Source organism: Actinomyces minihominis (assembly GCF_900187855.1).
GTDB lineage: Bacteria > Actinomycetota > Actinomycetes > Actinomycetales > Actinomycetaceae > Scrofimicrobium > Scrofimicrobium minihominis.
Genome location: NZ_FYEG01000011.1, coordinates 16,409 through 37,488 on the forward strand (window position 1 = coordinate 16,409; position 21,080 = coordinate 37,488).

15 protein-coding genes and 1 other RNA gene are annotated in these 21,080 nt (G+C 58.2%); 10 read left to right on the forward strand and 6 right to left on the reverse strand.

What is annotated here, in order from left to right; all coding sequences use genetic code 11:
* Positions 1-103: 103 nt before the first annotated feature.
* The 5 genes from CS903_RS08765 to CS903_RS08785 all read left to right on the forward strand — a co-directional run bounded on the left by CS903_RS08765 (position 104) and on the right by CS903_RS08785 (position 9,622).
* Positions 104-1,354 carry a sugar ABC transporter substrate-binding protein gene (locus CS903_RS08765; protein WP_099333183.1) on the forward strand — a complete coding sequence of 417 codons (1,251 nt, stop codon included), beginning with the start codon at positions 104-106 and terminating at the stop codon, positions 1,352-1,354.
* 228 nt (positions 1,355-1,582) lie between these two features.
* The gene (locus CS903_RS08770) at positions 1,583-3,196 is read left to right on the forward strand and encodes an ABC transporter permease subunit (RefSeq protein WP_242491827.1); all 1,614 of its coding nucleotides are present in this window, start codon (positions 1,583-1,585) and stop codon (positions 3,194-3,196) included.
* A 1-nt stretch (position 3,197) separates the two neighbouring features.
* Entirely contained in the window at positions 3,198-4,112 is a 915-nt protein-coding gene (locus CS903_RS08775; RefSeq protein WP_099333185.1) for a sugar ABC transporter permease, read from the forward strand.
* Between the two features lie 50 nt (positions 4,113-4,162).
* The gene (locus tag CS903_RS08780) at positions 4,163-8,782 is read left to right on the forward strand and encodes a DEAD/DEAH box helicase (protein WP_207203804.1); all 4,620 of its coding nucleotides are present in this window, start codon (positions 4,163-4,165) and stop codon (positions 8,780-8,782) included.
* A gap of 24 nt (positions 8,783-8,806) precedes the next feature.
* Entirely contained in the window at positions 8,807-9,622 is an 816-nt protein-coding gene (locus tag CS903_RS08785; protein ID WP_099333187.1) for a DNA-formamidopyrimidine glycosylase family protein, read from the forward strand.
* Here the strand turns inward: CS903_RS08785 and CS903_RS08790 are convergent.
* Positions 9,580-10,323: a DNA-3-methyladenine glycosylase I gene (locus tag CS903_RS08790; RefSeq protein ID WP_164996724.1), complete on the reverse strand. Its 744-nt coding sequence runs from the start codon at positions 10,321-10,323 to the stop codon at positions 9,580-9,582. The genes CS903_RS08785 and CS903_RS08790 overlap by 43 nt on opposite strands.
* Positions 10,324-10,457: 134 nt before the next feature.
* Here CS903_RS08790 and CS903_RS08795 point away from each other — a divergent pair, with 134 nt between their 5' ends.
* The 4 genes from CS903_RS08795 to CS903_RS08810 all read left to right on the forward strand — a co-directional run bounded on the left by CS903_RS08795 (position 10,458) and on the right by CS903_RS08810 (position 15,296).
* Positions 10,458-11,522: a zinc-binding alcohol dehydrogenase family protein gene (locus CS903_RS08795; protein ID WP_099333189.1), complete on the forward strand. Its 1,065-nt coding sequence runs from the start codon at positions 10,458-10,460 to the stop codon at positions 11,520-11,522.
* Between the two features lie 195 nt (positions 11,523-11,717).
* Positions 11,718-13,631: an anthranilate synthase family protein gene (locus CS903_RS08800; RefSeq protein WP_099333190.1), complete on the forward strand. Its 1,914-nt coding sequence runs from the start codon at positions 11,718-11,720 to the stop codon at positions 13,629-13,631.
* A 42-nt stretch (positions 13,632-13,673) separates the two neighbouring features.
* Positions 13,674-14,522 (forward strand): Nif3-like dinuclear metal center hexameric protein, encoded by an 849-nt coding sequence (locus CS903_RS08805; protein ID WP_099333191.1) that lies wholly within the window; start codon positions 13,674-13,676, stop codon positions 14,520-14,522.
* A 48-nt stretch (positions 14,523-14,570) separates the two neighbouring features.
* Positions 14,571-15,296: a CT398-like coiled coil hairpin domain-containing protein gene (locus CS903_RS08810; protein WP_099333192.1), complete on the forward strand. Its 726-nt coding sequence runs from the start codon at positions 14,571-14,573 to the stop codon at positions 15,294-15,296.
* Between the two features lie 30 nt (positions 15,297-15,326).
* Here the strand turns inward: CS903_RS08810 and rnpB are convergent.
* The 5 genes from rnpB to panB all read right to left on the reverse strand — a co-directional run bounded on the left by rnpB (position 15,327) and on the right by panB (position 19,801).
* An RNA gene (rnpB, locus tag CS903_RS08815) (RNase P RNA component class A) lies at positions 15,327-15,710 on the reverse strand.
* A 28-nt stretch (positions 15,711-15,738) separates the two neighbouring features.
* Positions 15,739-17,139, reverse strand: coding sequence for an aldehyde dehydrogenase family protein (locus CS903_RS08820; RefSeq protein WP_099333193.1), 1,401 nt, complete (start codon positions 17,137-17,139; stop codon positions 15,739-15,741).
* A gap of 3 nt (positions 17,140-17,142) precedes the next feature.
* Complete coding sequence (gene ppgK / locus CS903_RS08825; protein WP_099333204.1) at positions 17,143-17,922, reverse strand: polyphosphate--glucose phosphotransferase; 780 nt, start codon at positions 17,920-17,922, stop codon at positions 17,143-17,145.
* 127 nt (positions 17,923-18,049) lie between these two features.
* Positions 18,050-18,868: a type I methionyl aminopeptidase gene (gene map, locus CS903_RS08830; RefSeq protein ID WP_099333205.1), complete on the reverse strand. Its 819-nt coding sequence runs from the start codon at positions 18,866-18,868 to the stop codon at positions 18,050-18,052.
* Positions 18,869-18,988: 120 nt separating this feature from the next.
* A complete protein-coding gene (gene panB, locus CS903_RS08835) occupies positions 18,989-19,801 on the reverse strand; it encodes a 3-methyl-2-oxobutanoate hydroxymethyltransferase (protein WP_099333194.1) in 813 nt (270 codons plus the stop codon).
* Positions 19,802-19,979: 178 nt separating this feature from the next.
* Between panB and pheS the strand changes: the two genes are divergently transcribed.
* Entirely contained in the window at positions 19,980-21,080 is a 1,101-nt protein-coding gene (gene pheS / locus CS903_RS08840; protein WP_099333195.1) for a phenylalanine--tRNA ligase subunit alpha, read from the forward strand.

Sequence of the window (21,080 nt, forward strand, 5' to 3'; positions counted from 1 at the left end):
GTGTGGACTAGCGTGAAGACATCTGGAGCCCCGTTGGAGCATGCAATTGTGTGCCCGAAAAACGGGGCCCTGATATCCATAAGACAAACTGAAAGTAGTTTAAATGCGTAAATCAGTATTTGCTGGCGCAGCAGCTACCGCGGCCCTCGCACTGGTGCTCGGTGGATGCTCCTCCGGTACTTCCGATGAGACGACGACTCCGGAGCAGAGCGGCGAAGAGACCGGCGTTACCGAAACCGCTGACGGCGAACTTACGGTGTGGGTCGATGAGACCCGCCAGGCAGCTGTTGAGGCCGCTGCAACCGAGTTCACCGAAGCAACGGGAACCAAGGTCAACCTGGTTCTCAAGAACTTTGATGAGATCCGTGCAGACTTCTCCGCACAGGTCCCGACCGGCAAGGGCCCGGACATCACCGTTGGCGCACACGACTGGTTGGGTGAGTTCACCGCCAATGGTGTCGTAGCTCCGATCGAGCTCGGCGACAAGGCTTCGGAGTTCCAGGAGACCGCGATTTCGGCGTTCACCTACGACGGCTCCCTCTACGGCCTTCCCTACGCAATAGAGAACATTGCGCTGATCCGTAACGTAGCGCTGGCTCCCGAAGCTCCCGCGACCTGGGATGACGCAATGGCAGCCGCTGAGGCCGCAGGTACCAAGTACAAGTTCCTTGTACAGATGAATGGTGAAGAGGGCGACCCCTACACCTTCTACCCGCTGCAGTCCTCCTTCGGCTCCACCGTTTTCAAGCAGAACGCTGACGGCTCCTTCACAAACGAGCTGAACCTGGCAACGGGTGGCGACGAGTTCGCACAGTTCCTGCAGGACAACGGTCATAAGGGCACCGATGTCTTCAACCAGGACCGCACCTACGACATCGTTGTAGACGCATTCTCGAAGGGCGAGTCGCCCTTCCTGATCGGTGGTCCGTGGATGCTCGACTCCTTCGGTGACGTCGAAATCGCAATCGACCCGGTCCCCTCGGCCGGTGGCCTGCCCGCACAGCCTTTCGCTGGTGTTCAGGGCTTCTACCTCTCCGCACAGTCGAAGAACCCGCTGATTGCCAATGACCTCCTCACCAACTACCTGGCTTCTGAGACCGCTCAGATCGCCATGTACGAGGCCGGCGGTCGTCCCCCGGCCCTGATCTCGGCACAGGAAATTGCAGCACAGAACCCGGTCACCGCAGGTTTCATCGCTGCCGGTGCTGATGCACAGCCAATGCCTTCCATCCCTGAGATGGCTGCAGTGTGGACCCCCTGGGGCCGCACCGAGGCTCAGATCATTGCTGGCGATGTAAACCCGGCAGAGGCTTGGGCAAAGATGATCTCTGACATTCAGGCAGAGATCGGCTAACCAGCCTGGACCTAGCGGTCATTTTTAGCAGTGGGGGCGCGGAGAGAATCCTCTTCGCGCCCCCACTCATGAGAACAAATCTCAGGTTTCGTGGCCTAGCCCAATCTCACTGGCTATAATCTAGAGGTAACCGTCATTAGCCCGGGCTCTCATGCTTGGGCAAGTCTGTATGTCTCGGCGATGGTGCCGAATTAAGGAAGATTAATGGACAGCGTCCAGACTTCGAATATGGCGACTTTAATGGAACTCGACGAGGTTCGTAGTGCCAAAAAGAGTCGTTTTAGACTTCCCCCGAAGGACCCGGATGTAAACCGTTGGGGACCGGGCTTTGTCGTCAAGCTGGTCTTGATGGCCCTGGTCAACGCCTTTGGGGTCTACGTTCTCTTCATGAGCTTCACCAAAGACTCATGGGGGATCTTTGCGGTAATGCTCGCCCTACTTATCTTCACCGACTGGATCTACTTCTCCGGTCGTACACTTCCGCTGAAGTACATCATTCCCGGTTTGACGTTCCTTCTGATCTTTCAGATCTACACCGTCGGGTACACGATGTACGTGTCGTTTACCAACTACGGTGACGGCCACAACTCCACCAAGGCCAATGCGGTGACCGCACTGCTGATGCAGAACGAGAACCGTGTTCCGGACTCACCCACATATCCGCTGAAGGTCATCAAGCATGGGGGTGAGCTTGGATTCGCCATCGTTGATGACGGCACGGTGATGATTGGTTCATCAGAGACGCCACTCCACGCTGAACCCAATGCTGTCGTTAGCGATGGAAAGATTACAGAGGTTCCCGGTTGGGAAATCCTCACTATGAACCAGATCGTTCAGCAGCAACAGGAGGTCGTGGACCTTCGTGTGCCTGTGAGCGAAGATCCAAACGCGGGTTCCATCCGCACGACTGATGGTTCGACTGGTTTCCAGGCTCGCTCTGTATTGAACTGGGACCCGCAAGCCGACACGATGACCAACATTGACACCGGTGTGGTCTACAGAGACAACGGTCAGGGTCAGTTTGAGTCAGATGACGGTCAAACGCTTCCTGTGGGATGGCGCGTGGGCGTTGGTTTCGACAACTACACGAAGGCTTTCGGTGGTGACTCGAAGTACTCCGGTCCGTTCTACCAGGTTCTGCTGTGGACGTTTGCGCAGGCGCTGCTTTCGGTGGCACTAACTTTCCTACTCGGCTTGTTCCTGGCCATTACCTTCGATAAGAAGGTCAAGGGGCAAAAGATCTATCGGACGCTGATGATCCTGCCCTACGCGATTCCGGGCTTCATTTCTGCCCTGATTTTCGCGGGTATGTTCAACAAGTCTTACGGCTTTATCAACCAGGTCATACTCGGAGGAGCGCAGGTTCCCTGGCTGCAGGATCCCTGGCTGGCAAAGTTTGCGATCCTCTTCGTAAACCTTTGGTTGGGCTTCCCCTACATGTTCCTCATTGCCACGGGTGCGCTGCAGTCAGTGCCTGAGGACGTGACCGAGGCAGCCAAGATTGACGGTGCCAGTGCATGGCGCCAGTGGGTGTCAATCAAGATGCCACTGGTTCTGATTGCAACCGCCCCGCTGCTGATTTCGTCGTTCGCGTTCAACTTCAACAACTTTACGCTGATCTACATGCTGACCGGTGGTGGGCCATCATTCGGTGATCCGTCTGTGCCACTTGGTCACACGGACATCCTGATCACGATGGTCTACAAGATGTCCGGTATCGATGGTGGAGCCACCAAGGACTTCGGCCTTGCCTCGGCTCTCTCGATCCTGATCTTCATCATTGTTGGAACTATTTCTGCGATCGCGTTCCGTCAGACTCGCAAGCTTGAGGAGATGATGTGACATGGCAACCCAGGTAACTTCAAAGACCCCTGTCACCGCAAACACAGACGAACCTGTGCAGAACAAGCACTCGTTTGGGTTCTGGCTTCGTGAGTACGGTTGGCGCCACCTTGTCGGTGTTGTTGTCGTCATCTACGCCCTCGTTCCGATCATCTACATCATCTCGGCTTCTCTGAATCCGGGAGGCACGCTGACGGGGTCGAACCAGCTTTTCCAGAAGATCGATTTCGAGAACTACCAGCGCCTTGGTGGCACCCGGTTCTGGCACTGGATGGGCAACTCCCTGGTGATTGCAATCTCGGTGTCGGTGGGAACCGTGCTGATGGCGGCCGCCGCTGCCTATGCTTTCTCCAGGTTCCGCTTCACAGGACGCAGGGTTGGTCTCACTTCGCTTCTGATCATTCAGATGTTCCCGCAGATGCTGGCATTCGTTGCCATCTTCCTGCTGCTTTTGAACCTGGGTGATGTGGTGCCCATCCTCGGTGTGAACTCCACACTTGCATTGATTGCCGTGTATCTGGGAGGAGCGCTGGGTGTAAACACCTTCCTGCTCTACGGATTCTTCAACACGATTCCGAAAGAGCTGGATGAGGCGGCCAAGATTGACGGGTTGTCCCACGGCCAGATCTACTGGCAGATCATCCTGAGGCTAGCCGCTCCGATCCTCTCGGTCGTTGCGCTCCTGTCGTTCATTTCAACTTTCGGTGAGTTCGTTATCGCCCGGGTTGTGTTGCAGCAGGAAGAGAACTGGACGGTAGCAATTGGTCTCTACTCGTGGGTAGCTAGCCGCCTTGACGCCAACTGGGGACAGTTCGCAGCAGGTGCGATTATTGCGTCGATTCCGATTCTTCTACTCTTCCTGTTCCTTCAGAAGTACATTGTGGGTGGTCTCACCGCCGGTGCTGTGAAGGGATAGTTCAAGAGCTGAGAGCCCACTTTGTCGGAGGTCGAAGATAGTATTCGACCATGGGTGCAAAGAGGGGCGTAACAGGATCTAGTCCAGAGAAGCCCTCCGAAATGGAGGGCTTCTCTGCGTCTGCACGCAGGTGGTTCCACGCGGTCTTTGCTGCCCCAACGCAGGCGCAGGTAGAGGCATGGGAAGCCATTCGTGCCGGTCACAACACCCTTGTGATTGCACCAACGGGTTCGGGGAAGACGCTCTCTGCGTTTCTCTGGGCAATCGACCGTCTTACCCAAGAGAAGGGGCAGGCTGACAGTTCTTCACCAGGGGGCAGCCGGATCCTCTACATCTCACCTCTCAAGGCACTGGGAGTGGACGTTGAACGCAACCTTCGTGCCCCTCTAGCGGGGATTCGGGAGGCGATTCTGGGGGATGGCGGAACCGATCCGCAGATTTCAGTCGGCGTACGATCCGGGGACACTCCCGCGTCTGAGCGGCGCCGACTCCTGGCCCACCCGCCAGATATCCTCATCACCACCCCCGAGTCCCTGTACCTGATGCTGACAAGTCGTGCGGCAAAGACACTGAAGACAGTGGATACGGTCATTATCGATGAGGTGCACGCCCTCGCCGGAAGCAAACGAGGTGCGCACCTAGCACTCTCCTTGGAACGTCTCGACAAAGTCCTCGAGAAACCAGCACAGAGAATCGGGCTCTCTGCGACCGTAGAACCGGTTTCGGAGGTTGCGCGGTTCCTCGGGGGCACCCAGCCGGTTGAGGTGGTGCGCCCGCCAAACAACAAGCGTTTCGACATTACGGTAGAGGTTCCTGTTGAAGACATGTCGAACCCACCGGTTCCACAGGCTCAGGTTCTCAACGCCAACTCGGGTCCCAGTGACTATCGCCTGGGTTCAATCTGGCCATCGATTGAGGCTTCCCTTTACCAGAGGATTCTTGGGGCCCAGTCGACCATTGTCTTCACCAACTCCCGTCGCTCTGCGGAGAGGCTTACCGCTGCCCTAAATGAGCTCCATAGGGATGAGGGAGAAGAGGTGGCTAAGGCTCACCACGGTTCCGTCTCAAAGGAGATGAGGGCGCGCGTGGAGGAAGAGCTGAAGTCCGGCAGCCTACGCTGCGTCGTAGCTACCGCATCCTTGGAACTTGGCATCGACATGGGAGAGGTCGATCTGGTCATTCAGATCGACCCGCCCCCATCGGTCTCAGCTGGACTGCAACGCCTGGGGCGCTCGGGGCACCAGGTTGGAGGAGTGTCCAAGGCAGTCTTTTATCCCACTCACCGCTCAAAGCTGCTTGAGACAGCGGTAATAGCCTCCCGGATGATCAGCGGAAAGATAGAGGCCGTCAAGGTTCTCTCAAACCCGCTGGACGTCCTCGCTCAGCAGACCATTGCGCAGACGGTCTCCGGGCCCCTCGATGTTGAAGGTTGGTTTGAAGAGGTTCGTCGTTCGGCTCCGTTTACTAATCTGCCTCGAAGCGCCTACCTCGGTGTCCTCGACCTTATTTCTGGAAGATTTCCGTCGACTGAGTTCGCGTCTTTGAGGGCGCGTGTTGACTGGGATCGCAGTCTCAATGTGCTGACAGCTCGCCCGGGATCCCAGAGACTGGCAGTCACAAACGGCGGAACTATTCCAGATCGGGGACTCTACCGTGTCGTGGCGGGTGCCTCCGAGGAAGGAGGGGGATCCCGGGTCGGTGAGCTTGATGAAGAGATGGTTCATGAGACCCGGGTCGGCGAAGTCTTCACGCTGGGCACAACTCCATGGAGGGTCCGCAGGATCACAAGGGATACGGTAGAGGTTGAGCCGGCATTCGGGGTGGTGGCGAAAACTCCGTTTTGGCGTGGCGACTCGCCGGTTCGTCCCGTCGAGTTGGGGGTAGCTCTCGGTGAACTTGCAGGAACTCTCTTAGAAGGGGGTGAAAAGGGGATCGGAGCCGAGCCCCTCCTTCGTAATCTCGGATTTGATGATTTTGCCATCGCCAACACACTGACCTATGTTCGGGAACAGATAGAGGCCGTAGGAGTCCTTCCCAGCGCCACCAACATGGTGGTTGAGAAGACCAGGGACGATGTCGGCGATTGGCTTTATATCCTCCAGTCACCCCTCGGTCTCGCGGTGCACGCCCCCTGGGCCCTAGCCATCAATGCCCGTCTGCGTGACTCATGGGGTTTGGACTCCCGAGCTACCGCGAGCAATGACGGGATTATCGTTCGCCTGGCTGACTTTGAAACTGATGGGGTGGTGGACCAACAGACACCCAGCGCCGCAGATATCTTCCTTTTTGAGTCTGAAGAAATTACTCAGTTGGTACGTAGCGAAGTTGAGAACTCAGCGGTGTTTGCCTCCAGGTTCCGAGAGGCGGCCTCAAGGGCCCTCATCCTTGGCAGCTCGAAGCCGGGGCAGCGTTCCCCGCTCTGGCAGCAACGTCTCCGTGCTTCAGCCCTTCTTGAGGTGGCAGCTAAATATCCTGATTTCCCCATGATCCTCGAAGCCATGCGAGAGGTACTCCAGGATGTTTACGACACCCCGGCACTTGAGAAGGTCATGGGGGATCTGGGCTCAAGACGCGCCACCATGGTTGAGGTTGTGACGGAAGTTCCTTCTCCCTACGCTCGGTCTCTCCTCTTCGGCTATGTCGGTGAGTTCATGTATCAGGGGGACACCCCCGTCGGAGAGCGGCGCATTGCTGCACTCAGCGTTGACCCGGCAGTCCTTCGAGAACTGCTGGGCGAGATACCCCTGCGCGATCTGTTTGAAGCAGATGCAATCGTCGAGGTTGAGTCTGAACTACAGCGAACCAAGTCTGGTTGGCAGGCACACGGAGTCGACGGACTTGTGGATCTGCTCCGTATCCTCGGCCCCCTCACTGAAGCCGAGATTCTGCAGAGGTTCACTGCAGACTCAAAGGAGCAGGGTACTGAGAACGAGGCTCTTAAGCAGGCACTGAACCAGCGTAAGGTGTTCGCCACGCGCATGGCCGGAAGGGACTACTTCGCAGCCGTAGAGGATGCGGGTCTTTTAGTTGAGGCCTGCGGCGTGGCCATTCCACCCGGGGTGCCGTCCGCCTTCCTCGAAGGGGCTGCCGATTCCGTAGAGCAGATCCTGGGGCGCCATTTTGCTACCCACGGCCCAGTTACCGTCAGTGAGATAACCGGAAGATTTGGGCTAGCGGAGTCAACGGTTCAGCTGGCCCTCCGGGTTCTTGAGGGGCGGGGGATCGTGGTTTCGGGGCTTTTCCTTCCTGAAGAGTTAGCCGACAGGCGCGGTGTAAAGCCGGATCAGGTTCAGTGGCTATCTCAGACTGTTCTTGAGAGGATCCGCACGCGCTCCCTGGCACTTCTTCGTGGAAATGTTGAGCCTGTCAGCGCAGTGACTTTCGCTAGGTTCCTGGCGGACTGGCAGTACTGCGGGGGGCGTGTCGAAGGATTAGAGGGGACCTACACGGCGCTCGACCAGTTGGCGGGTATCCCACTGCCTGCCTCCACCTGGGAGACCCTGGTGCTTCCCCAGAGGGTGTCAAATTATGACAAGAGTTGGTTGGATCTGCTGGTTGGAAACGGAGAGCTCACCTGGATCGGTCGGGGAGCCATAGGTGGTCGGGATGGTTGGGTACAGTTCACTCCAACCGGAATGCCCCACAGGCCAGCTGCTGGGCAGAGTCGAGAGAAAACGCCAGTCGAACTTGCCATCTTAGATGAGCTTCAGACACGAGGGGCACTTTTTGCTCCGGCTCTCCTTGACGGTCTGGTCAACAGGGATCTTCATGTGACTGCCAAAGACCTGGGGGACGCTATCTGGTCGCTCGTCTGGGATGGCCTTGTAACATCAGATTCGGTAGATGCTCTGAGAGCAAGAATTAGTGGCCGCAAAAGTGCTCAGAAAACACCTGCCCTGAGATCACGTGGGCGAGCCATGCTCCGGCGCAGCTACGGGGGTGTAGTGCCCCGGGGTCGATCAGTGACTGCAAGTCCCGCAACAGAGCCTTCACTGGCAGGACGCTGGTCACTGGTAAGCCAGGATACGACGGGAAGCGAAGCCACCGAGGTCGCGACATTTGAAGCACTTCAGGTACTGGAAAGATACGGGATTGTGACCCGGGGGAGTGTGACAACCGAGCAGTTTCCGGGCGGTTTTGCACAGGCCTATCGCCTTTACACCGACTTTGAGATCGCTGGTTCCTGCCGCAGGGGATACTTCGTTCACGGACTTGGCGGAGCACAGTTCGCGGTGCCTGGAGCTGTGGACCGACTTCGAGATATCGAGGACGAAGGTAGAGTCACGGTTCGAAGAAGCGTCCTTGCCCTGGGTGCCACAGACCCTGCAAACCCCTACGGGGCATCCCTGGACTGGCCAGACTCCCTTGAGCATGGAGCCTCCCCGAAGAGGAACCCGGGTGCGTTGGTCGTCCTCATCGATGGAAGTCCGGTCCTCTACTTGGAGCGCGGTGGTAAAACGGCTCTCGTGGATGTTGACTGCGGTGAGAAAGAGAGGCTCGCTGCCGCAAGCGAGCTGGTCAGAGTGGTCCGTCGTGCAGATCTCGCAAGCTTCACTATTCAAAAGATCAACGGAGTGGCTGTCCGGGAGAGCAAGTGGATGGGTGCTCTACTCGAGGCGGGGTTCTCGGAACTACCCCGGGGGCTAACGCTCCGTAGGCAAGTTCACTGACATGCGTAACTTTGGAGGTCTCTGATGCCAGAAGGAGATACTGCCTATCGGGTGGCGCGCCAGATTGGTGAGGCACTGAATGGGCAGGTCCTGACTCGGTTCCAGGTGCGCACAGGTTCTTTGGCTACGGCGGATCTCCATGGCCAGACAGTCTCCTCAGTGGAGCCCTTCGGTAAACACATCCTGGTGCGCATCGGAGAGCACTCCCTGCATTCCCACATGCTCATGGATGGGGTCTGGCACATCTATGCGAGGGGTGCCCGCTGGCGGAAGCCCGCCCACCAGGCCCGGATAGTTCTTGGAACCGACAGGGTTGAAGTCGTGGGGTTCTTGGTAGCGCAAGTTCGGCTACTTCTCACGGCATCCGAGGGGGAGGTAGTGGGGCATCTTGGGCCAGACCCTCTCAAGCCCGACTGGGACCGTGGGGGTATCTTCATAGCAGCTGAGAGGGTGCAGCAGGATCCAAGACCCATCCACGTTGCCCTGATGGACCAGCGCAGTGTGGCGGGCTTCGGAAATGAGTACGCGAATGAGCTGTGCTTTTTGATGGGGGTCGATCCAGAGGCTCCCGCGACAAGTGTTGACGCTCTCGCCTTTATGAAGCTTGGGACCAGACTGATTCGGGCGAATCGTGACAGGGTTGAACGAACCACAACCGGTAACCTGCGAGCGGGTCAGAGAACCTATGTGTTCGGGAGGGCGGGGTTGAACTGCCGCAGGTGCGGGTCACAGATCCAGCTCAAGAGGCTTGGGGCAGACCCCGCATCACTTCGTAACGCACACTGGTGTCCTGTCTGTCAGCCGCCTTTCTCAGGGGTTTCCTCGGGCCCAGAAGTGTAGAGCCGCGCACCGTCCTTCGACCACAGACCCGTCACACCGCGACGGTGAGTTCCGACCAGGTTGGTATCGACAACTCCGATGCACTGCATCAGCGAGTAGCAGATCCGCGGACCCACAAAGGTGAAGCCCCTCGCCTTTAAAGCCTTGGCCAGGGCTACAGACTCAGCTGATTCAAGGGGAACCTCTGATTGTGCGTGTGGCACCGGGGTTGTCTCAGGCTGGAAACTCCAGACAAGTTCGGCAAGTCCTGTCATTGGGCCATCCGGTGAGTGTGTTGGTGGAGTCGTCATTTCAAGGTAAGCCCGGGCATTACCGATGATTGCCTTGAGCTTTCGTGGATTGCGCAGCATACCTGGCGCCTCGAGCACCGATTCGGCGTCTTCTTCACTCAGTGTTGCGATTCGGTGGGGTGAGAAGTGGAAGAGGAGCAAGTCCATCTCCTCTGCTCTGCCCAGGATAGATCCCCAGAAGAGGCCGGCCTGAAGGATCAGCAGAGAAAGCATACGGAACACGCCATCATCATCGCTAACGGGTTCTCCCCAAACCCTGTCGTAAAAGTCCTGCATGGAAGGTGATCTCACCGCCCACTTTGGGCGTCCGAGCCCATCCGGGCCGATGACGATTTCGGAGTCATCAGGTAACACTCCGTCTTCTGTGGTGTCCCCCTGCCGTACTAGGATCGCCCTACCTCGATGTGCCACCTACGTCCTCCACTTTTTGGTCCCGGGGTGTTGTAATCGAGCTTCATCTTGCGCGTCTTGGCTATGTTCTGAACCTGGCACTCAGCATTACTGTGGATATCACCGGAGCAAGAAACAGTGGGGAAGGGGGCGGAATGGAGAACGAACAGGTCACTTCGGTGGCACTCCTGCGCCGCGGGATGCCTCATGCGCCCGGTGTCTTCGGTGTCGTGAATGGAGATAAGGTACCGGTCCCTCACGGCCGGGACCTGCTGGTGCGTGTCTACGCCACCTCAGTCAACCCGGTCGACTGTAGTGTCCGGCGAGGTGAGACCCCGGGGCCAGCCAGTGGCATTCTCGGGTTTGATGCGGCGGGAGTTATCGAAGCAGTTGGCCCCACCACGAGGTTCTTCGAGGTTGGGGACCGTGTCTTCTACTCCGGGGCACTTGACCGCTCAGGGGCTAACACGAGCTTCCAGGTTGTTGATGAACGCATCGTTGGACACATGCCAAGAAACATCACCTTTGCGGAAGCTGCGTCACTACCACTCACCGGACTCACGGCATGGGAAGGACTGTTTGACAAACTGAGACTGCGCTCCGATTCAGGGGGCACCATGCTGATCCTCGGCGGTGGGGGTGGGGTCGGTTCGATGGTCATCCAGCTGGCCAAGGCTTTGACTGAGGCGAGGATCATTGCTTCCGCCTCCCGAACTGAGAGCCGTAGTTGGGTGCGGAAACTGGGGGCTCACGAAACTGTCAATCATTCCTCCGAGGACCTGGAAGAAGAGATTCGTCGTGCAGCACCAGGGGGTGTGGACTATGTTTTTTCGATCCGCTCCAAAGACTTTCTCCCGGTGTTGACCAAGGTGATGAACCCCTTCGGGCAAATTGTCGGAGTGGACTCAGCGCGGGGCGCCGACTTGCAACTCCTCGAGCCAAAGGCACTGAGTTGGCACTGGGAGAACACTTTTGCACGCGCTGTCCACGGCGCTGTTGATATCGCTAGCCAGCACCTAGCGCTTGATGCCATCTCTCAATTGGTGGAGGCTCGTCAGATTAGGCCCACAGTGACCCAGATTCTGCAGGGCGTCAACATTGATACCCTCCGTGAGGCACACCGTCGTGTTGAGCTGGGACACACCGTGGGGAAAATCGTCCTCGTGCGGGACGACGTCCCCGCCGAGGGGTTGGTTCCACGTAACTTCAAGGTTGGGTGAAGTACCGTTCGTGAGACAGATCGCGTTTTACCGGGTCTGTGCACTAGGGTTCAACTCGTGATCAAGATGCACAGCTTCGGTTGGTGGCCGGCCCGTTAGGCCGCTCACCGCTGACGGCCGCCCGAAAGAGGCAGGCTTGCATTCCTAGGGTGACTTTCAAGCGGCATGTTCCGCCAATCAGTTAGGACACCCACGATGAACAAAGATTCATTTGCGTACACTCTCGACCGCGCCGGCCGCACCGCTGACTCTGCACTGCCCAATGAAGTCAAGTACCTTCTTCGTGATGATTGCGCGGATCCGGTTGCCATCGTCCGTCGGCAAGACTCGGACACCGCTCTGGTTCTGACCGGGGAGGTCGAAGCTGCCTCCCTCCTTGCAGATATTCCCCTCGAGGGCGGCGATGTTCTCGCGTTGATTCCTTACCACCAGATTCGTGAGAGGGGCTGGGAGGCGCAGCAGGGACCCGAGAAGCTGCTCTACCTGCGTGTCAGCGAGCGTTGGGAGGTTCCACTCACAGCATTGACCGACCTGCTTCCCTCCGAGCCTCCCGTGACCGAGGATATCGGTTTCATGATGACCGATGAGGCTTACGCAGAGGAGGTGGGAGCAATCATCCGCGATGAGATTGGTCGCGGAGAGGGTGCAAACTTTGTCATTCGCAGGGATTACCTGGCCCACACAGAAGCTCCGGTGCGAAGCACCGTTCTCTCCTGGCTGCGTCAGCTTCTAGTCCATGAGGCCGGCGCGTACTGGACATTTGTCTGGGTCGGTGCCGGAGTGGCCTGCGCGGGAGCCTCTCCGGAACGCCACGTTTCGGCGGAGGACGGTACCGTCCTCATGAACCCTATCTCGGGCACTTTCCGCCACCAGCCGGAGGACCCTACCGTAACTTCTCTGCTCGAGTTCCTCGCTGACCGCAAAGAGTCAGAGGAGTTGGTGATGGTCGTTGACGAAGAGTTGAAGATGATGTCAGCAGCGTGCCCAGAGGGAGGGGTGATGAGGGGACCCTATCTGAAACCAATGACCAGGGTGACCCACACGGAGTACCTCCTCGAGGGCAAGTCCAGCCTTGATCCACGTGAGATTCTGCGTCTGACCATGTTTGCGCCGACGGTAATCGGCTCTCCGATGGAGAGTGCCTGTCGGGTGATCGCCCGACACGAAACTAGCCCGCGCGGATACTACTCAGGTGTACTGGCACTGTTCGAGGAAGGCCCGACAGGCTACCGGATGGATGCTCCCATTCTGTTGCGAACCGCGTTCATAACCGAGGAGGGTGACATCACCGTCTCGGCGGGTGCGACTCTGGTGCGCCACTCCGACCCCGCGAGTGAAGCCCAGGAGACGAGGGCGAAAGCAAGTGGAATGCTCACCGCCCTCGGGTTGCTGCCGAGGTCGTTGGGAGGCAAGCCGGGAACCCCTTCCTCATCGCCCACTGCAGGAATGGTCAACCTCCCAGAGGTTCAGCAGGCTCTGCAGCTTCGCAACCGGGACCTAGCGCCCTTCTGGAGGGATGAACAGACAGCCGAGCACATGTTTGATGGACGCGCTCTTCTGGTCGACTGCGGGGACGACTTCACGCAGATGCTGGCTCACCAGCTGCGCCACCTTGGACTCGAAGCGGTGATCGTGCCCTGGTTTGAGCTGACAGGAAACGAGGACGTGGATCTCGTGATCTTTGGTCCCGGTCCGGGCGATCCGACCGACGAGGCCGATCCCCGCGTGGTGCGGGTAGGTGATCTAATTGCACAGCGGGTAGAGAGTGAGAAGCCAACCGTCGCCGTCTGCTTCTCACACCAGATCCTCGCTCTCCGTGCTGGACTTCCCCTCGAAACCCTCAAGCACTCGCGCCAGGGTCTGCCCCTGCGTGTTTCGATCCTTGGCAAAGAGGGGCTGATTGGTTTCTACAACACCTTTGCGGCAGTGGCGCCGAATGGTTCGAAGACACCGGGGCTTGGCCTTGAGGTCGAATCAGATCCCGAGTCGCAGGTGGTCGCCGCACTCGTCGGGAAGCATGTCGTCGGAGTTCAGGGTCACCTCGAATCCGTGCTCTCCTATGACGGCTTCACCACTCTGGAGCGCGTCGTGGCCCATGTACTTGGGTAGGGTTGAGGTTGGTTCAAGCCGGGTGAGGGGCGGAGGATAGCGATGCTAGAAGTTGGCACGGTGGCAGAGTGGATGCACCAGTGGTATCCACGCGAGACCGCAGAGTCTTGGGATCGAGTCGGTCTGATTGTCGGCTCGAGGTCGCAGCCCGTCTCGAAGATTCTGCTTGCCGTCGATCCGGTCGAGGCTGTCGGAGAACAGGCGCGGGACCTGGGTGCTCAGATGATCATCACCCATCACCCGCTTTACCTCAGGGGAACATCTTTCCTTTCCGAGGACGATACCAAGGGGCGCCTTGTCAGCAGCCTAATCCGCTCGAACACGGCGCTGCTGAACGCCCACACCAACGCGGACGTTGCGGTGGATGGAGTAGCCCAGGCGCTCGCGGATCTCCTGGGTGTTCTCGACACAGAACCAATGACGCGAACGATAACCGATCAGAGCATTGGTCTTGGTCGAGTCGGGGTTCTGCCAGAACCTGTCCCGCTACGCCAGTTTGCAGGTGAAGTCGCACGAAAGCTCCCCTCGGGACCCAGCGGTATTCTTGTGGGCGGGGACTTGGACAGAGTGATCTCTCGCGTGGCGGTTTCCGGTGGTTCGGGGGACTCGTTCCTCGACCTTGTCAAGAGCCTGGAAGCAGATGTCTACGTCACCGCAGATCTTCGTCACCACCCGGCATCGGAACACCTTGAGGACGATGGTCCAGCACTTATCTGTGGTTCGCACTGGGCCACCGAATGGCCATGGCTACCGGTTTTGGCCCGCAGACTCACAGACAGGGCTGCCGCCGAAGGATTCCAGCTTGAGGTCGTGGTCTCCGAGATTTGCACAGAGCCCTGGGCACTTCACCTGCCCACCTCGGGCCCAACTGTCGACCCCAACACACTGTAAGACACAACTTCCCAGATTCAGACAGCAGCACAACGAGGAGAGCCCGGCGTGAGAGTAGAGCATACAGACCAGATCAAACTTCTAAGACTGCAGGAGGCAGATCTTCGTATCTCTCGTTTGGGGCACCAGATGGCTTCCAACCCCCTTCACAGCAAGCTCCAGGAGTTGGCGGGAAGAGCCGATGACCTGCGCCGTTCCGTTGTGGCACAGAAGGTGGACCTGGCCGACCGTCAGAGACACATTGATAATGTCGAGGGCGAGGTCTCCAAGGTCGAGCAACGTCGACGAGTTCAACAGGAGCGTCTCGATTCCGGCAAGGTCGGCATTCGTGACATGAGTGCAGTTGAGCATGAGATTAAAAAGATTGTTGAGCGCAAAGAGCAGCTCGAACTTGAGGTCCTTGAACTTCAGGAGGAGCTTGAGAAGCGTGAGGCATTTCTAGAGAAGACTGAAGCTGCTGCGCTAGCACTGGCCCAGGATGAAGCTCAAACCAGGGAACAGCTTGTTGCTGAAGCCGGGGCTCCCGCAGCCGAGCTCGAAGAAGCCCAGGCTGAGGCAGAGATGCTTCGGCGTTCCCTGCCCGAGGCTGTCATCGACGAGTACGACCACTTCAGGCAGCGCACGGGTGTTCTGGCAGTTCTGAGGTTCGAGGACGGGCGGCTTGTCAATGCGCCGATCGAACTCACGATGGAAGAGCTTGGCTCTCTGACGCGTGCCCCTGAGGACGAACTTTGGGAGTCCGAAGACTGGGGCTACCTTGTGGTTCGGGTCTAGCGAGCCACCGTCAAAGTGAGTTGAAGTGTGGTGGTGAGTTGGCCGATACGCCGGGTTCTGTTAGCACGATGAACCACCGTGCCGGCAACCATTCATCTAGGACTTGCGTTACCGCAAGTCTCAAGCGGTCTACCCGAAGGTAAGGAGCGGGCAGCTCCGGCCTTCTGCTTGACCTTGCACCAAGTGGGGTTTACCAAGCCAGCCAGGTCACCCTGGCTGCTGGTGCGCTCTTACCGCACCGTTTCACCCTTACCAGTTCCCCGATTAGATCGTGAAGCTGGCGGTCTGTTTTCTGTGGCACTTTCCCGCGGGTCGCCCCGGGTGGCTGTTAGCCACCACTTTGCCCTGAGGTGCCCGGACGTTCCTCGTGAACCGGGTCTATAACCCGGTCCCCGCGGCTGCCTGGCCAACTCACCGAAGGTAATTCTACAGTGCCCCGCAACTAGAGGAGTTTCGTGAGGATGGCGCGTTGTGCTTTTCGTTTGGCGTAGGGCGGGTACTTCACAGCGGGATCAACCCGTGTGGAATGGTAGAAAACTCCCCGGGCATTCGTGAAGGTTTCGAATCCGTGACGGCCGTGGTACTTGCCGAAACCGGAGTTACCTGTCCCACCGAAGGGAAGCTCGTGGATCATTGGTTGAACCGTCGCGTCGTTGACACAGGCATCGCCGGAGTCAGTTCGTGTCAAGATCTCTTCGGCTATCTCCATCTCACCTGTGAAGACATAGAGTCCCAAAGGTGCTGGCCGGGCATTGACCCAGCCAATGGCCTCTTCGATGGAACCGATCTCAATGATCGGGAGGATGGGACCGAAGATTTCCTCATTCATCAGGGCGGAGTCAAGGTCGGGTTCGGTGATGATGGTGGGGGCGATATAGAGGTCATCCTCGTCCGTGTACCCACCGTGAACGACGGTTCCATCGCCCAAGTACGCCTGTAATCTCTTGAAGTTCGCCTTGTTGACGATTCGACCAAAATCAGGACTGGCCTGTGGGTCAGCTCCATAGAACTCACGGATAGCCTCCCCCAACTCATGAATCAACTGGTCCTTGACTTCCGGCAAGACCAAGACGTAGTCGGGAGAGGTACAGACTTGTCCCGCATTCATAAAACGACCGAAGGCAATCCGGCGGGCGGCGACTTTGATGTCAGCAGAACTGTGAACAATGGTGGGGTTCTTGCCACCCAGTTCGAGGACGCACGGTGTGAGGTTCCTGGTGGCACCCGCATAGATGATCCGGCCCACCCGGGGGCTTCCGGTGAAGAAGATAAAGTCCCAGTTCTGCTCGAGGAGCTCTTCAGCTACATCGACCCCACCGGTCTCAACCGCAAGTTCGGACGGGTGGAAATACCTTGCGACCAGTTCCGCCAGGACTTCAGCAGAATTTGGGGCCACCTCGGAGGGTTTGATGACCACGGTGTTTCCTGCCGCGAGAGCAGCGATTGCCGGCCCCAACGTAAGCATGTAGGGCTCATTCCAGGCTCCGATGACCAGGGCGACTCCGAAGGGGTCCCTGCGGATGCGTACTTTACCCGGCTGCCAGACAGGGGAGAGGGGCTCATGTTCGGGCTTCATCCACTGGTCCAAGTTCCGCAGAGCATAGCGGGCTTCCCGGACTGTGTATTCGACATCAATGAGGTCAGAATCGGTCCGGTTGCGACGCAGGTCCAGTTCTAGTCCCCGGTGCATGGCCTCGCGGTTCTCTTCAACCATGCGGATAACGGTCTCAAGCTTTTCGCGCCGCCACGCAGCACTGCGGGTAAGCCCGGACTTGAAGTGGGTGCGCTGCATCTGGACGAGCGCGGAGATGCGTCTCTGCTGCTCGCCTTGAGGGATCGACATGGGCTACTTGGGAAGTGCTTCTGGCTGAATCCCCCGGACCTGTTGGTCGGCGTAGACAGCAGCTCCGACAATCCCCGCTGTGTTTCGAAGTGCAGCAGGAACAATGGGACAACCAAGGCTGAGGTTCGGAAGGAACTTCTCATGCTTCTTCGAGACCCCTCCGCCAACGACGAGAAGATCGGGTGAGAAGAGCATTTCGATGTGGGAGTAGTAGCGCTGGAGGCGGGCCGTCCACTCTTCCCAGCTCAGCTCCTGCTTGACACGCTGGCTAGCCGCCGCGTGGGACTCCGCATCCCGACCATCAATTTCGAGGTGCCCAAGTTCGGTGTTAGGAATCAGAATCCCGTTGTACAGCAGCGCTGAGCCGATTCCGGTACCGAGTGTGGTGACGATGACGGTGCCATCGATACCGTTGGCTGCACCAAAGTAGTACTCGGCTACACCGGCGGCATCAGCATCGTTCAGTACGACGGCATCATGGCCCGTGACCTCACGGAAAAGAGTGTCGGCATTGATGCCTGTCCACGACTTATCAAGGTTGGCAATGAAGGGGATGATCCCGTGGAGGACGGGGGCCGGAACAGTGATCCCGATCGGAACATCGGGATCTGCCCCTAGCTCGTCAATAATGGCCTTGCAGATTTCAGCAACAGCCTGGGGGGTTGAGTTCTCAGGGGTGTCGTGGCGAATCCGCTCCCCAATAAAAACACCCTCATCGAGATCAACCAGTGCGCCTTTGACGCCCGAACCACCAATGTCGATGCCTACTCCGACACGTGCCATTTCAACGACCTTTCTACCGCCCCACCATTGGGGTGAAAACTTGGAAACCTCTGGCTGCAGTGAGACGTCAACCCCTGTGGTCATTCCGACGCGGACCACAAATCTCGGAGCCGGTGAGGCAACGAAACTAGGGGAGCGTGAGAATCTCTGCGCCATCCTCAGTTACAACAATAGTGTGCTCATACTGAGCTGTCCGGCCCTTGTCCTTGGTTAGGACAGTCCACCCGTCATCCCACTGTTCCCATTCGATGGTGCCCAGGGTCAGCATCGGTTCAATGGTGAAAACCATGCCCTCTTCGATGGTGTCCGAGTAAAGCGGAGCCGCATCGTAGTGGGGAACGATTAGGCCGGAGTGGAAAGCCTCTCCGACGCCGTGACCTGTATAGTCCCGAACCACCCCGTAGTCGAAACGTTTCGCATAGGCACTGATAACACGGCCGATGACATTGAACGGGCGACCGGGTTTAACAGCTTTGATACCCCGCATCATGGCGATCTTGGTTCGTTCCATCAGCAACTGGCTCTCAGCATCAACACTTCCGGCTCCAAACATGGCGCAGGTGTCACCGTGAACACCATCCTTATAGGCCGTGATATCAATGTTGACGATGTCGCCATCTTCGAGGACACGACTATCAGGGATGCCATGGCAAATCACCTCGTTGATTGAGGTGCAGCACGACTTGGTGAAGCCCATGTAGCCAAGGGTCGAAGGATAGGCGCCGCGTGCGACTATGAACTCATGGACGGCACGGTCGATCTCATCGGTAGTCACTCCGGGTTTCACCATGGATCCAGCAAGCTCGAGGGCCTGGGCGGCAATCCGGCCGGCCTCACGGATCTTTGCGACTGTTTCAGACGACTTGATATCCGAAGTAGTCACGACCTCGGGTCCGTCGTGGAACATGTATTCAGGACGCTCAATGCTGGCGGGTACCGGCAGCATTGGTGAAACCAAGCCGGGGGTAGTCGTTCCAAGTGGTGCGCGGTTGGCCCCGTTTGCTACTGCCATTTCCTACTTCCTCAAATCCATCCTGGCCGCAATCCTCAGTGTGATCACGGTTCTCTACTGCACCCGGTAGTTGTCTGGTCCCGGGAATGAACCATCCCTCACTGCCGCAACGTACTCGGAGGCAGCTCCTTCAAGTGCTGCGCCAAGTTCGGCGAACCGGCGCACAAACGAGGGCGTCCACTCTGTCATCCCGGCCATATCGGACCAGACAAGAACCTGACCGTCACAGCGTGGTCCAGCACCGATACCAATGGTGGGAATCCTCACTGCTCGCGTAACCTCTTTGGCGAGTTGTGCGGGAACCATTTCGAGGACGAGTGCGAAGGCCCCCGCCTCTTGAAGTGCCAGAGCATCAGCCCAGAGCTTTTCTCCCTGTTCACCTCGTCCCTGCAGCCGTGGTCCCCCGAGCGCATGCTCAGATTGCGGGGTGTAGCCGAGATGTCCCATGACGGGGATTCCACCGTCAACGAGCATTTCCACCGCGGGAATTCGCTCTGCTCCGCCCTCGAGTTTCACCGCGTGCGCCCCGGCACGCATGAGGCGCGTTGCCGATTCAAAGGCTTGAAAGGGACCTGTTTCGTACGTGCCAAAGGGAAGGTCAGCGACAATTAGCGGTCGTTTGGTGGAGCGGGCGACTGCCCCCACCGCGCGCTCCATGTCGTCGAGTGAAACTGTCAGGGTTGAGTCATGGCCGAGCATCACGTTGCCTATCGAGTCTCCGACAAGGAGCATGTCGACGCCAGCTGCTTCGAATATCGGTGCCGTTAGGGCATCGTATGCCGTCAGCATCGTGATAGGGCGTCGTTCAGCTTTAGCTTGCATGAGATGGTGCAGACGTACCCTACTCGGTTGGTGTGTTGAAGCCATTTCTCTACCTCCGCCTCCATCTTGTCACGCTCTTCCGACAGTTTGAAATAGCGGCGCTCGCAATCATGGAGGCACTGGGTGAAGTGGGCACGGTGCGTTGATGACGGAGGGGGCAAGTAGAGTAGTGGGGTAGAAAAAACGGGTTCAAGTACGGGCCCGTCGAAGCGAAGGGACGGAAATGCCGACCACAGGCGACGCCTTGAATGCGACGCAGCTGGACCCGCGTGATGGAGATGCCATCGCTGCCTGGGCCTCCTCGGCGCAAGAGTTGATTGATGCCGCGACCACGCAGGCAGAGCTACGCGATGCAAAGAGCGAGGTCTTTGGTGACAGGTCCGCCCTCGTCCTCGCGAACCGCATGATCGGAAAGATTGATCCAAAGGAGCGGGCCGTTGCCGGCCAGAATCTCGGCGGGGCTCGAAAGGAACTCAACCGGGTATTTGAGGATCGCAAGGCTTTGATTGATGCACAGGCTCAGGCTGAGGTGCTGAGGTCGGAGGGTGTTGATGTCACGATGCCCAGCCAGCGTGTCCCGGTTGGATCACGCCACCCCCTTGAGCTGCTGATCGGCCAGATTGAGGACTTCTTCCTCTCGATGGGCTGGCAGATTGGTGAGGGACCAGAGGTTGAACACGAGTGGTTCAACTTTGACGCACTGAACTTTGATGCTGATCACCCGGCTCGCCAGATGCAGGATACCTTCTACATAGACGGCACCACCGTCGGAGGGGTCGATGAGGGGGATGCGTCCCTGGTGTTACGGACTCACACCTCGCCCGTCCAGTCTCGAGCACTGCTTGAGCACGGTGCTCCCCTCTACGTTGCCGTTCCGGGCAAGGTGTTTCGCAGTGATGCGTTGGACGCCACCCACACTCCGGTCTTCCACCAGATTGAGGGACTTGCGATCGACAAGGGACTCACGATGGCTGACCTGAAGGGGACTCTCGACCACTTCTCCCGGGCGATGTTTGGTGAAGAAGCGAAGACGCGACTCCGTCCCTCGTTCTTCCCGTTCACCGAACCCAGCGCTGAGATGGACTTTTGGTTCCCCCAGAAGAAGGGCGGACCCGGTTGGATTGAGTGGGGAGGCTGCGGAATGGTCAACCCCAACGTTCTGCGCGCCGCTGGTCTAGATCCTGATGAGTACTCAGGATTTGCCTTTGGAATGGGCCTTGAACGTACCCTCATGCTGCAGCACGGAATCTCTGATATGCACGACATTGTCGAGGGCGACCTGAGGTTCTCCCGCCAGTTTGGTCTCTACGGAAAGGGACGCTGA